Source organism: Rhizobium sp. BK176 (assembly GCF_024808055.1).
The window spans coordinates 135,072-146,438 of sequence record NZ_JANUBV010000015.1 but is presented as its reverse complement, the minus strand read 5'-3'; the positions used below and the strand labels follow the sequence as shown (position 1 = coordinate 146,438).

Here is an 11,367-nt window from a genome sequence, read left to right as displayed (position 1 = left end):
CGGCCGAAGTCTTCCGAAAGAAACTGCTCGCGCAGATCAGACATGCCGGCTAGCTTGATGAGCCACAAAAGTCGCGGTTCAGCATGAACTCACACGAAGCGGTTCCATCTTCAAACCCGACGAGAACACGATAATGGCCATGATTTCGTGGTGGATGGAGCTCCCCTAGTTTGTCCTACAGTTGAATATGCGAATGGCGGCGTTGATCGCGCGGATGCATGAGAAACGATCAGCAGACAGAAATTGCACCTTTGCTCCGCCGCTACGGCATGACGATCACTCGCGAACTGGTTCGGGATTTTTGCCATGATCGCGACACTCCGATAACGGCGCCGCCGCCGGGCGGCATGTATAGTCGTTGAGCGCAACAGCCCGGATGCATCGCGCTTGTATAAATATTAGCAATGAGGTATATGGGGAGTGCCTGATATTAATCAGGTGGATGACTCGGCTTTCTCCATCGCCAGCTATCCGTTTCTACCCGTTTCTTTGGTTCCCTCAGCCATCCTTGCCCGCGTGAGTGGGCAGTCGATGGAGAATGGCGAGGAACTTCGTTCTCGATCCACTCGATCGGGGGAAGTTCCTTGCTTGGATAGCGGGTTTTCTCTCGATCTTAACAGACAAGAGGAATCCTATGAATCTCCTCAAAGCAACTGTCATTATTCTTACGGTATTCTGCGGCCTTGCCGCCTTCGCGATTGCTACGCTGCCCATTATTTTTCCGACGGTGCACAGCACCGCGATGCTTGACGAACTTTTCAAGGTGATGACCTTCCTGTTTTCGACAGGTGCGGGCGCACTGCTCTTCAAGGCCCTCGGCTAGGCTGTAGACGCAGGCGGGGTCGCGAGGCGTCGCGACCCCGCCACCAAAGCGAAAGCGCCATGCCTTCCTGCCCCTTCCCTTGTCCGTAGACTGCTTTAGAATACGCTGACACAGCCGGAGCCGTTGCCATGCGCGCCATTCTTGCAATTTTCATTCTGTTTGCCGCGTCTTTCGTTTTTCTTGGTACCACTCGGGCCGAGGATCCGATCGACACGACGCGTACGATGATCGAGGCGCAGATCAAGGCATTCTTGAACGACGATGTTGATACGGCCTATTCCTATGCTGCGCCCGGTATCAAGGCGATCTATCCCGACAAGAATGTTTTCTTCGCGATGGTCAAGAAGAGCTATGAGCCGGTTTATCATCCCGGCAACTATGCCTTCGGCCGCAGCCGATCGATCGACAACGGCGCGATGATCTATCACGAGGTACTGATATCAGGACGCGACGGCAAGGACTGGACCGCGATTTATCAGGTGGCCCGCCAACCCGACGGAAACTACAAGATCAATGGCGTCCAGATCGTGCCGAACACCGAAAGCAAGGGCATCTGAGTGGCGGGCAGGCGGGCTTCCACCGGACGGAGTGCAGTGCCCTTCCCGTCTTATACCGGCTCCAGGTCGCCCCTCGCCCATTCTTCCTGGGTCTCTGCCATAAAGTCGGCAAACCGGCCTTCAGCGATCGCCTTGCGGATGCCCTGCATCAGTTCCTGGTAGTAAGCAAGATTGTGCCAGGAGAGCAGCATGCCGCCGAGCGCCTCATTGGCGCGTACGAGGTGATGCAGGTAGGCGCGCGAGTAGTCACGCGAAGCCGGGCAATTCGACTGGTCATCGAGCGGACGCATATCCTCGGCGTGGCGGGCGTTGCGGATGTTGACCTTGCCGCGGCGCGTAAAGGCAAGCCCGTGCCGGCCGGAACGGGTCGGCATGACGCAGTCGAACATATCGATGCCGCGAGCGACGGACTTCAGGATGTCGTCAGGCGTGCCGACGCCCATGAGGTAGCGCGGCTTTTCCGTCGGCAGCACCGGCAGCGTTTCCTCGAGCATCTTCAGCATGACGTCCTGAGGCTCGCCGACAGCGAGACCGCCGACCGCATAGCCCTTGAGATCGAGATCGGTCAGGGCCGCGGCCGAGCGGACTCGAAGTGCCGGCACATCCCCACCCTGCACGATGCCGAACATCGCCTTCCCCGGTTGGTTGCCGAAGGCGATCTTGCATCGTTCGGCCCAGCGTAGCGACAGCTCCATGGCGCGCTCGATTTCGCGCGGTTCCGCAGGAAGTGCCACGCACTCGTCGAGCTGCATCTGAATGTCGGAATCCAGCAATCCCTGGATCTCGATCGAACGCTCCGGCGACATGTGGTGCAGGCTGCCGTCGACATGCGACTTGAAGGTTACTCCCTGCTCATCGAGCTTGCGAAGGCCGGAGAGCGACATGACCTGGAACCCGCCGCTGTCGGTCAGGATCGGCCCGTCCCAGCGGATCAGCTTGTGAAGACCGCCGAGGCGGGCAACGCGTTCGGCCGTCGGGCGCAGCATGAGATGGTAGGTATTGCCGAGAATGATGTCGGCACCGGTATCGCGAACCTGGTCAAGATACATCGCCTTGACGGTGCCGACGGTGCCGACAGGCATGAAAGCAGGCGTGCGGATCGTGCCGCGCGGCATAGAGACCTCGCCCAGGCGGGCACCAGCGTCGGTCGTCTTGAGGGTGAACTGGAAGTTCTCGGTCATTTAGGTTTTCCGGAAAAGGAGGCTGGAATCGCCATAGGAATAGAAGCGGTAGCCCGTCGAAATCGCGTGGCTGTAAGCTGCGTGCATCGTCTCGAAGCCGGCAAAGGCCGAAACGAGCATGAACAGCGTGGAGCGAGGCAAATGGAAGTTTGTCATCAGCATGTCAACCGCCTTGAAGCGGTAGCCGGGCGTGATGAAGATGCCGGTGGCGCCTGACCAAGCCCGGATTTCTCCGTTCTCCTGCGCGGCACTTTCGATCAATCGGAGCGACGTCGTGCCGACGCAGATGATGCGCCCGCCCCTTGCCTTCACGGCATTGAGGCTCGCAGCCGTCTCGGCGCTGACATAGCCGCTCTCAAGATGCATCTTGTGATCGTCGGTGTCGTCGGTCTTCACAGGCAGGAAGGTGCCGGCGCCGACATGCAGCGTCACGAAATGTCGCTCGACGCCTGCCTTGTCGATGGCTTCGAAAAGATCTGGCGTGAAGTGAAGCCCGGCCGTAGGAGCCGCGACGGCACCCTCCTCGCGGGCATAAATTGTCTGGTAGTCGGCGCGGTCGCGCTCGTCCTCGGCCCGCTTGGCGGCGATATAGGGCGGCAGCGGAATATGGCCGACGGAATGGATGGCCTCGTCGAGCATCGGTCCGGAAAGGTCGAAGGCAAGCGTGACTTCGCCGCCCTCGCCCTTCTCTTCGACAGTGCATTCGAGCTTGCCAAGAAGGCAGCTGCTACCATCGTGGCCGAACGAGATACGGTCGCCGATCTTGATGCGTTTGCCGGGCTTTGCGAAGGCCTTCCAGCGGCTGGCGCCGATGCGCATGTGGAGTGTCGCCGAAACCTGCTGACCGCCAGCACCTTCGCGATGACGGATGCCCTCAAGTTGTGCCGGGATCACCTTGGTGTCGTTGAAAACAAGCGCGTCCCCTGCTCTCAGAAAGCTGGGCAGTTCGCTTACCCGATGGTCCGACAGCTGCACCTCCCTGCCAGGGTCGACGACGAGCAGACGCGCGCTGTCGCGCGGCTCGGCTGGCCGCAGGGCGATCCGTTCATCCGGCAGGTCGAAATCAAAGAGGTCTACGCGCATCACTCAAAATCCAGGCAAAGCGAAACCCGCCCCACGCTTTCGCGCAAGGGCGGGTTTCAGCAGAAATCACAATCAGACGTCAGCGGCAACCCGCATCGAGACGATCGAGTCCGGATCGACGACCGGCTCGCCCTTCTTGATCTTGTCGACGTTGTCCATGCCTTCGATGACCTGACCCCAGACGGAGTACTGCTTGTTCAGCCAGGGAGCGTCGGTGAAGCAGATGAAGAACTGCGAGTTGGCCGAGTTCGGGTTCTGCGAGCGAGCCATCGAGCAAGTACCCCTGATGTGGCTGACGGCAGAGAACTCAGCCTTCAGGTCCGGCTTCTCGGAGCCACCCATGCCGGCGCGACCCGGGTTGAAGCTTTCGCTGCCCTTCTTGCCGAACTTCACGTCGCCGGTCTGCGCCATGAAATCGTTGATGACGCGATGGAAGACAACGCCGTCATAGGCCTTCTCGCGAGCGAGTTCCTTGATGCGGGCGACGTGCCCCGGCGCCACTTCCGGCAGCAACTGGATGACAACCTTGCCCTTGGTGGTTTCCAGGATGATGGTGTTTTCGGGATCTTTGATCTCGGCCATTCTTCTTCTCCTACTTGTCTTGAAACTTACTTCTTGCCGACGGTGACTTTGATCATCCGGTCGGGATTGCTGACTTCGCCGTTCTGGCCTTCGCCGCGCTTGATCTTGTCGACGTTCTCCATGCCGGAAACGACCTTGCCGACGACGGTATACTGGCCGTTGAGGAAGGATCCATCAGCGAACATGATGAAAAACTGCGAGTTGGCCGAGTTCGGATCCTGCGAGCGGGCCATGCCGACCGTGCCGCGAACGAAAGGCGTCTTCGAAAACTCTGCAGGCAGATCGGGCAGGTCGGAGCCGCCGGTGCCGGCAAGGCTTGCATCAAAGCCCTTTTCCATGTTGCCGAACTTCACGTCGCCAGTCTGCGCCATGAAGCCTTCGATGACGCGATGGAAGGCCACGTTGTCATATGCGCCCTTCTTGGCAAGCGCTTCGATCTGCGCGACGTGCTTCGGCGCAACGTCGGGCATAAGCTGGACTACGACCGGGCCGTCCTTCAGCTGGATCGTCAGCGTGTCACTGGACTGCGCGAACGCGTCGCCGGCGAACGAAGCAAGGTAAAGCACGCCTGCAAATGCGAGATAGAAGAGTTTCATGTTGGCTCCGTTGCGGCGAAAATGTCGCCTAGGATTTGCGCTTGGATTGAAGGGCTTTCAAGACGGCAGCCGGTACAAAGGCGCTGACATCGCCTCCCATGGCAGCGATTTGCCGGACCAATGTGGCGGTTATGGGCCGCGAGGCTGTTCCGGCCGGTAGAAAGATGGTTTGAATGTCAGGCGCCATCTGGCGGTTCATGCCGGCCATCTGCATTTCGTAGTCGAGATCGGTACCGTCACGCAGGCCGCGGATCAGGAGCGCAGAGCCATGAGTGCGCGCCGCATCGACCACGAGATTGTCGAAGGAAACGACCGAGATATTCCTGGCCTTCTCAGGCAGCGCATCCGCCAGAGACTGGCGAATGAGATCCGCCCGCTCATTGAAGGAAAAGAGCGGCGTCTTGCCGGGATGGATGCCGATCGCGACAATAACCTCGGACGCAACATTCAGCGACTGGATGAGCACATCCAGATGTCCGTTGGTCAGTGGGTCGAACGACCCCGGATAGAAAGCTGTCGTCATTGGCCTAGCCGTTTGTTTCGACGCCTTTTGTCACGGATAAAGGTCGCCCGCAAGTCGTTTGCCCGTCGCTGAACGGTGGATGAATGCGGCATTCAAGCCGGCTTCAGGCGAGATCTCTATAACAGAGAGCGTCAACAGCCGATGTCATTCCGGCATCGGCCCCTCCCCGGAAGCGCTCATGCTGATCATCATTGTTGCACTCGCTGTCATCGTCTCGCTGCTTGCCGAATTTTTCTACGGCTACGTGCAAGATAAGATGGATGCAGGTTGGGTTCGGCCAAGCGTGCGGGAACATTACGCAATCGTGCGTGCGACCGGAAATGTGGCGTTTAAACCGATTAAGAATTCTGAACGCCAGATGAACGACGCATTCAAAGTCGCTTCAGATCGGCCTTGGTAAATGACCGGCCAATACCCCTGGAACCATTTTCGCACGCATGCGTTCACTCAACCGAAGCGTAACGCGATACGCTGCACAAGGAAGAAAAAATGCCCAATAAGATTACCATGATTAATGCCGTCTGGATGGTAATGATGACCGGTATGCTTGCAGCGACTATCGCGCTCTACGATCACAAAGTGGATGCGTCCAAGGTATATGGCCCCTATGCGTCGGCACGCGCGGCGATAACGAGCCAGTACTAAGGAACGTGAACGCAAAGCCCAGGAGGATTGCTCATGTTCACGATATTGACTGTGCTTACTGCCCTAATCAGCATCATGTTTGTCGTGTCCGTGGCCTCCACCATCGCCGCTCTTCGCCATGAAAGCGAAGAGTTGAAGAAGGTCGATGGAAAGCAGAGTTGGTTCTAGCGCTGACGCTGACCTAGGAACGCCCCGATTTCAAGGCCGGATGACTCTGTCATTCGGCCTTTTGCATGCTTGGGACGGCAATGGTGATCTCGCGTGTGGTGCCGACGAGAGACGCTCTTGGTCCGCTAGACGCCGAACCATCATGACGTCATCGATTTCCCTGCCGTCGCGCAAAAGAAAACCGGGCAGCTTGCCCGGTTTTCAAAGTCGCCATTTCACTACGTCAAGCGTCCGCGTCAGGCGCGCTCTCGGCGGCGGGCCCAATGTCGTCGCCATTCTCGGTAACGTCTTCTGCCTCTTCTTCCTCGGGCTCGCTGATGCGCTCGACGGATACCACCTTTTCGTCCTTAGCCGTCGAGAAGATAGTCACGCCCTTCGTCGCGCGGCTGGCGATGCGGATGCCGCCCACGGGGACGCGGATGAGCTGCCCGCCATCGGAAACCAGCATAATCTGGTCGCCCTCGTTAACCGGGAAGGCCGCTACCAGCTCGCCGATCTCCGCGGTCTTCGACGTATCGGTAGCCCGAATACCCTTGCCACCGCGGCCAGAAATCCGGAAGTCGTAAGAAGAGGAGCGCTTGCCGAAGCCCTTTTCGGAAACCGTGAGCACGTATTGCTCGCGCGCCTTCAGTTCTTCGTAGCGCTCGTCGCTCAGTTGCCCCTCTTCGGTGACCTCCTCGCCGACGAGCGAGATTTCCTCAGCGTCACCTGTCGTCAAGCGTCGCTCGCTTGCAGCACGCTTGAGATAGGCCGCGCGCTCCCAGGGCTCGGCATCCACGTGGCCGACAATTGTCATCGAGATGATGCGATCGCCATCACCGAGGTTGATGCCGCGGACACCGATGGAGTTGCGGCCGGCAAAGACGCGGACGTCATCGACGGGGAAGCGTATGCATTGGCCCAGCGCGGTAGTCAGAAGCACGTCGTCATGTTCGGTGCACGTCTCGACGGAGAGGATTTCGTCGCCCTCTTCCTCCAGCTTCATCGCGATCTTGCCGTTACGGTTGACCTGGACGAAGTCCGAAAGCTTGTTACGGCGAACGGTGCCGCGCGTTGTCGAGAACATCACGTCGAGCTTGTCCCAGCTTTCCTCGTCCTCGGGCAGCGGCAGAATGGTGGTGATGCGTTCGCCGGGCTCCAGCGGCAGCATGTTGATCAGCGCCTTGCCACGCGCCGTCGGCGTGCCGATTGGCAGGCGATAGACCTTCTCCTTGTAGACGATACCGCGCGATGAGAAGAACAGAACCGGCGTATGTGTGTTGAGAACGAATAGCTGGCTAACGAAATCCTCGTCTCGCGTCGTCATACCGGAGCGACCCTTGCCGCCACGGCGCTGCGCGCGATAGGTCGTCAGCGGCACGCGCTTGATATAGCCGAGATGCGAGACGGTCACGACCATGTCTTCGCGGGCAATGAGATCCTCATCGTCCATCTCAAGCCCGCCGTCCATGATTTCCGTGCGGCGCGGCGTGCCGAATTCGTCGCGAACCGCAGCAAGCTCTTCCTTGACGATTGTCTGGATCCGGACGCGCGACGATAGGATCTCAAGATAATCCTTAATTTCTTCGCCTATCTTATTGAGTTCGTCTCCAATTTCGTCGCGGCCAAGAGCTGTCAGACGCGCCAGGCGCAATTCGAGGATGGCACGCGCCTGCTCTTCCGAGAGGTTGTACGTCATATCCTCGTTGATACGGTGACGCGGATCATCGATCAGTCGGATCAGGCTCTCGACGTCGGATGCCGGCCAACGGCGGGTCATCAGTTCTTCGCGTGCGGTCTGCGGATCCGGCGCCTGCCTGATCGTGCGGATGATTTCATCGATATTGGCGACGGCAATTGCGAGACCGACCAATACGTGCGCCCGCTCGCGCGCTTTGCGCAAGAGAAATTTCGTTCTCCGGCTAACGACTTCCTCGCGGAAGAAAACGAAGGCGCGCAGCATGTCGAGCAGCTGCAACTGTTCCGGCTTGCCGCCGTTTAGCGCCACCATGTTGCAGCCGAAGGATGTCTGCAGCGGGGTATAGCGGTAAAGCTGGTTCAGGATCACGTCGGCATTTGCGTCGCGTTTCAGCTCGACGACAACGCGGTAGCCCTGGCGGTCGGACTCGTCGCGAAGGTCGGAGATACCCTCGATGCGCTTGTCGCGCACCAGTTCGGCCATCTTCTCGATCATCGTCGACTTGTTCACCTGATACGGGATCTCGGTGATGATGATCTGCTCGCGATCGCCGCGCATCGGCTCGATCGCCGCAACGCCGCGCATGATCACCGAACCGCGGCCGGTCTCGTAAGCCGAACGAATGCCGGCGCGGCCAAGGATCTTGGCGCCTGTCGGAAAATCCGGGCCAGGAATGATCTGCATGATATCCGGAAGTTCGATGGCCGGATTGTCGATCAGCGCGATACAGCCGTCGATGACTTCGCCAAGATTGTGTGGCGGAATATTGGTCGCCATACCGACGGCGATGCCGCCTGCCCCGTTGACCAAGAGGTTCGGGAATTTCGCGGGAACGACGACGGGCTCCGACAGCGTGCCGTCATAGTTGTCGCGGAAATCGACTGTCTCCTTGTCGAGATCGTCGAGCAGCGAATGCGCGGCCTTCTCCAGACGGCATTCGGTGTAACGCTCTGCCGCTGGCGGATCGCCGTCGACGGAGCCGAAGTTGCCCTGGCCGTCGATCAACGGCAGGCGAAGAGACCAGTCCTGGGCCATTCGCGCCAGCGCGTCGTAAATCGCCGAGTTGCCATGCGGATGGTATTTACCCATCACATCCCCGGTCACGCGGGCGCACTTGACGTATTTCTTGTTCCAGTCGATGCCGAGCTCGGACATGCCGTAGAGGATGCGGCGGTGCACAGGCTTGAGGCCGTCGCGCACATCAGGCAAGGCGCGGCTGACGATAACGCTCATCGCGTAATCGAGATACGACCGCTGCATTTCCTCCATGATGGAGATGGGCTCGATGCCTGGCGGGAGCTTCCCGCCGCCGGGGGGTGTTTGCTCAGTCAAAACGGATCACGATCTCTTCTAGAATCACTTGAAGATTTATAGCGGAAAGGCTGTTCCTGCGCCAATTTTGGCGAGAGTTTTGAACAGTCTTTTGCGGTCTTATGAGGGCAATTTTGGCCTCAATGGCAACTATTTACGCCATTCGAAGAGCGCCATTTGCCAAATTGATTTCTCCGCATCACAATCGTCCAAAACCGAGCGTTTATATGGGCTCATGGAGGGACAATGGCAAGCGCCGACCAACTGATCAACGCCTTCACGACGCTGCTTGTCACCATCGATCCGCCTGGCCTTGCGCCAATCTTCCTCGGGCTAACCACCGGTATGAGCCGTAGCCAGCGAAAGCAGGTGGCGCTGCGCGGCTCGATCATCGCCTTTGTCATCCTTGCCATCTTCGCGCTGTTCGGCGCGAGTGTGCTCGGTGTCCTCGGCATCTCGATCGGCGCCTTTCGCATCGCCGGTGGCCTTCTCTTGTTCTGGATTGCGTTTGAAATGGTTTTCGAGAAGCGGCAGGACCGCAAGGAGAAGACGAGCACGGCCGCAATCACCATCGATCATATCCATAATATTTCGGTTTTTCCGTTGGCGATTCCGCTAATCGCCGGTCCCGGCGCGATTTCCGCGACCATCCTGATTGCCGGGTCAATGCACAGCTCCATCGAGCGCGCGCAATTGATCATCGTCCTTGCATCGAACCTGCTACTGCTCTTTTTCTCCTTGCTTGTCGCTGAAAGAGTCGATCGTTTCCTGGGTGTTACGGGGCGCGCAATTCTGACGCGCCTTCTCGGCGTCATCCTGGCCGCGCTGGCAACGCAATTCGTCGTTGACGGCCTGAAGTCCACCTTGGTCACAATGCCCGCGGGCTAGGCCTGGAGTAGGCGCTTTTGTGCTTCCAGGATCGTTTGCCGAGGCGCATCGGCCCGTTCGAATATTTGATAAAGGAATAACTTTACTGCCTCGGCTTCGCGAAGCACGACCGAGGTCAGTGCCGGATCGGTTTCGGCCCATGCCCTCATCGTGGCGATTGATCTGCCGATGGCGCCGGACCTGCGCATCGCGGCGGAGTTGAACAGTTTGCTCTCAACCACGTACCAGACGAAAATCCGGATTGCGACAGATCTGATGTGCGGCTCCTCTGCGCGGAGAGACTTGAATTCGCCCCACAGCGTCCGCAAGTGGTTTTCGCTCAGGCGGTCGAGATCCAACCCCAATTCAAGAAGGTCGTCCGCGACCATCGTTCTCGCAGCACTGGCCGTCATTGACCGAAATTGGGAGTTCGCTTCTGTCATCCTACGAATATCGCGCGGGTCTGGAGATTTGAGAACCCAGCCGTGCCTATCCTTTCGGAGAGTGAAGCGCCGTCACTTTGACTAGAATGATCGACTGAAATGCATCGCGTCCGCCTATTCGACTGAGGTATCGCGATGGAATGGTGACCGGGCGCTGCCGAGATGGGCCCGGTCCGGCTGAAGTCTTGGGCCCGTGAGAAAGAGCCGGCTGCGCCGAGCCTCGAGCCAAAACGCGTTCGGCGCACCTCTCGGCGCGCCGTCAGAGATGCCGTGATGACGGCTTCGATCAGAACGGGATATCGTCGTCGAGGTCGCGCGAGAAGTTTCCGCCGCTACCGCCGCTGCTGCGGCCGGACGATTGCGAGGGCGCGCCGTAATCGTCGCCGTAGCCACCGCCGCCACCGAAATCGCCACCGCCGGCATTGCTGCTGCGACCGCCGCCAAAGCCGGAGCTTGCGCCTCCGCCCTCGCCGCGACCGTCGAGCATCGTCAGCGTCGAGCCGAAGCCCTGCAAAACGACTTCCGTCGAATAGCGGTCCTGGCCATTCTGGTCCTGCCACTTGCGGGTCTGCAGCGCACCTTCGATGTAGAGCTTGGCGCCCTTCTTCACATACTGCTCGACGACCTTGCAGAGGCCCTCGTTGAAGACCACGACAGTATGCCATTCCGTCTTCTCGCGGCGTTCGCCAGAGTTGCGGTCGCGCCAGGTCTCGGACGTCGCGATGCGAAGATTGGCGATCGGCCGGCCATCCTGGGTCCGCCGGATTTCGGGGTCAGCGCCCACGTTCCCGATCAGAATTACCTTGTTTACGCTGCCAGCCATACTTTCACCTTACCTGCCGCCCTGCCCGGCGGCGCTTGAAACAATCGGTGCACCTTAAACCATAGGGCGCCGGCGATGGGCGCCCAT

Annotated in this window: 14 protein-coding genes; 6 read left to right on the top strand and 8 right to left on the bottom strand. The window is 59.1% G+C overall.

Features of this window, described 5'->3' with window-relative positions; translation table 11 throughout:
- Positions 1-634 precede the first annotated feature (634 nt).
- Positions 635-823: a hypothetical protein gene (locus tag FHT76_RS31035; RefSeq protein ID WP_259186183.1), complete on the top strand. Its 189-nt coding sequence runs from the start codon at positions 635-637 to the stop codon at positions 821-823.
- A gap of 128 nt (positions 824-951) precedes the next feature.
- Positions 952-1,380 carry a DUF4864 domain-containing protein gene (locus FHT76_RS31030; RefSeq protein WP_183864539.1) on the top strand — a complete coding sequence of 143 codons (429 nt, stop codon included), beginning with the start codon at positions 952-954 and terminating at the stop codon, positions 1,378-1,380.
- 50 nt (positions 1,381-1,430) lie between these two features.
- Here FHT76_RS31030 and tgt read toward each other — a convergent pair whose 3' ends face one another.
- From tgt to coaD, 5 genes are all read right to left on the bottom strand, one after another.
- Positions 1,431-2,561, bottom strand: a complete 1,131-nt coding sequence (tgt, locus tag FHT76_RS31025) for a tRNA guanosine(34) transglycosylase Tgt (RefSeq protein ID WP_183864540.1) — start codon at positions 2,559-2,561, stop codon at positions 1,431-1,433.
- Complete coding sequence (gene queA / locus FHT76_RS31020; RefSeq protein ID WP_183864541.1) at positions 2,562-3,644, bottom strand: tRNA preQ1(34) S-adenosylmethionine ribosyltransferase-isomerase QueA; 1,083 nt, start codon at positions 3,642-3,644, stop codon at positions 2,562-2,564.
- Between the two features lie 72 nt (positions 3,645-3,716).
- Entirely contained in the window at positions 3,717-4,226 is a 510-nt protein-coding gene (locus FHT76_RS31015; protein WP_183864542.1) for a peptidylprolyl isomerase, read from the bottom strand.
- Between the two features lie 26 nt (positions 4,227-4,252).
- The gene (locus FHT76_RS31010) at positions 4,253-4,822 is read right to left on the bottom strand and encodes a peptidylprolyl isomerase (protein WP_183757283.1); all 570 of its coding nucleotides are present in this window, start codon (positions 4,820-4,822) and stop codon (positions 4,253-4,255) included.
- 28 nt (positions 4,823-4,850) lie between these two features.
- The gene (gene coaD, locus FHT76_RS31005; protein ID WP_259130531.1) at positions 4,851-5,345 is read right to left on the bottom strand and encodes a pantetheine-phosphate adenylyltransferase; all 495 of its coding nucleotides are present in this window, start codon (positions 5,343-5,345) and stop codon (positions 4,851-4,853) included.
- Between the two features lie 178 nt (positions 5,346-5,523).
- Between coaD and FHT76_RS31000 the strand changes: the two genes are divergently transcribed.
- The 3 genes from FHT76_RS31000 (at position 5,524) to FHT76_RS30990 (ending at position 6,158) form a co-directional block, all read left to right on the top strand.
- Positions 5,524-5,745: a hypothetical protein gene (locus FHT76_RS31000; RefSeq protein ID WP_183864544.1), complete on the top strand. Its 222-nt coding sequence runs from the start codon at positions 5,524-5,526 to the stop codon at positions 5,743-5,745.
- An 89-nt stretch (positions 5,746-5,834) separates the two neighbouring features.
- A complete protein-coding gene (locus FHT76_RS30995; RefSeq protein WP_183757280.1) occupies positions 5,835-5,990 on the top strand; it encodes a hypothetical protein in 156 nt (51 codons plus the stop codon).
- 33 nt (positions 5,991-6,023) lie between these two features.
- The gene (locus FHT76_RS30990; RefSeq protein ID WP_259130528.1) at positions 6,024-6,158 is read left to right on the top strand and encodes a hypothetical protein; all 135 of its coding nucleotides are present in this window, start codon (positions 6,024-6,026) and stop codon (positions 6,156-6,158) included.
- Between the two features lie 223 nt (positions 6,159-6,381).
- On the opposite strand, the gene gyrA is transcribed toward FHT76_RS30990, so the two are convergent.
- A complete protein-coding gene (gyrA, locus tag FHT76_RS30985; RefSeq protein ID WP_259186182.1) occupies positions 6,382-9,168 on the bottom strand; it encodes a DNA gyrase subunit A in 2,787 nt (928 codons plus the stop codon).
- Between the two features lie 225 nt (positions 9,169-9,393).
- On the opposite strand from gyrA, the gene FHT76_RS30980 reads away from it, so the two are divergent.
- Complete coding sequence (locus FHT76_RS30980) at positions 9,394-10,035, top strand: MarC family protein (RefSeq protein WP_183864546.1); 642 nt, start codon at positions 9,394-9,396, stop codon at positions 10,033-10,035.
- On the opposite strand, the gene FHT76_RS30975 is transcribed toward FHT76_RS30980, so the two are convergent.
- Entirely contained in the window at positions 10,032-10,427 is a 396-nt protein-coding gene (locus FHT76_RS30975) for a hypothetical protein (RefSeq protein ID WP_183757277.1), read from the bottom strand. The genes FHT76_RS30980 and FHT76_RS30975 overlap by 4 nt on opposite strands.
- A gap of 316 nt (positions 10,428-10,743) precedes the next feature.
- Positions 10,744-11,280 carry a single-stranded DNA-binding protein gene (locus FHT76_RS30970; RefSeq protein WP_183864548.1) on the bottom strand — a complete coding sequence of 179 codons (537 nt, stop codon included), beginning with the start codon at positions 11,278-11,280 and terminating at the stop codon, positions 10,744-10,746.
- Positions 11,281-11,367 lie beyond the last annotated feature (87 nt).

Excerpts from the sequence above, each read along its gene's own strand:
- FHT76_RS31000 (WP_183864544.1), top strand. The coding sequence starts at position 5,524 with ATGCTGATCATCATTGTTGCACTCGCTGTCATCGTCTCGCTGCTTGCC.
- FHT76_RS30995 (WP_183757280.1), top strand. The coding sequence starts at position 5,835 with ATGCCCAATAAGATTACCATGATTAATGCCGTCTGGATGGTAATGATG.
- FHT76_RS31015 (WP_183864542.1), bottom strand. The coding sequence starts at position 4,226 with ATGGCCGAGATCAAAGATCCCGAAAACACCATCATCCTGGAAACCACC.
- FHT76_RS31010 (WP_183757283.1), bottom strand. The coding sequence starts at position 4,822 with ATGAAACTCTTCTATCTCGCATTTGCAGGCGTGCTTTACCTTGCTTCG.
- FHT76_RS30975 (WP_183757277.1), bottom strand. The coding sequence starts at position 10,427 with ATGACGGCCAGTGCTGCGAGAACGATGGTCGCGGACGACCTTCTTGAA.
- FHT76_RS31030 (WP_183864539.1), top strand. The coding sequence starts at position 952 with ATGCGCGCCATTCTTGCAATTTTCATTCTGTTTGCCGCGTCTTTCGTT.
- FHT76_RS30990 (WP_259130528.1), top strand. The coding sequence starts at position 6,024 with ATGTTCACGATATTGACTGTGCTTACTGCCCTAATCAGCATCATGTTT.
- FHT76_RS30970 (WP_183864548.1), bottom strand. The coding sequence starts at position 11,280 with ATGGCTGGCAGCGTAAACAAGGTAATTCTGATCGGGAACGTGGGCGCT.
- FHT76_RS30980 (WP_183864546.1), top strand. The coding sequence starts at position 9,394 with ATGGCAAGCGCCGACCAACTGATCAACGCCTTCACGACGCTGCTTGTC.
- coaD (WP_259130531.1), bottom strand. The coding sequence starts at position 5,345 with ATGACGACAGCTTTCTATCCGGGGTCGTTCGACCCACTGACCAACGGA.
- queA (WP_183864541.1), bottom strand. The coding sequence starts at position 3,644 with ATGCGCGTAGACCTCTTTGATTTCGACCTGCCGGATGAACGGATCGCC.
- FHT76_RS31035 (WP_259186183.1), top strand. The coding sequence starts at position 635 with ATGAATCTCCTCAAAGCAACTGTCATTATTCTTACGGTATTCTGCGGC.
- tgt (WP_183864540.1), bottom strand. The coding sequence starts at position 2,561 with ATGACCGAGAACTTCCAGTTCACCCTCAAGACGACCGACGCTGGTGCC.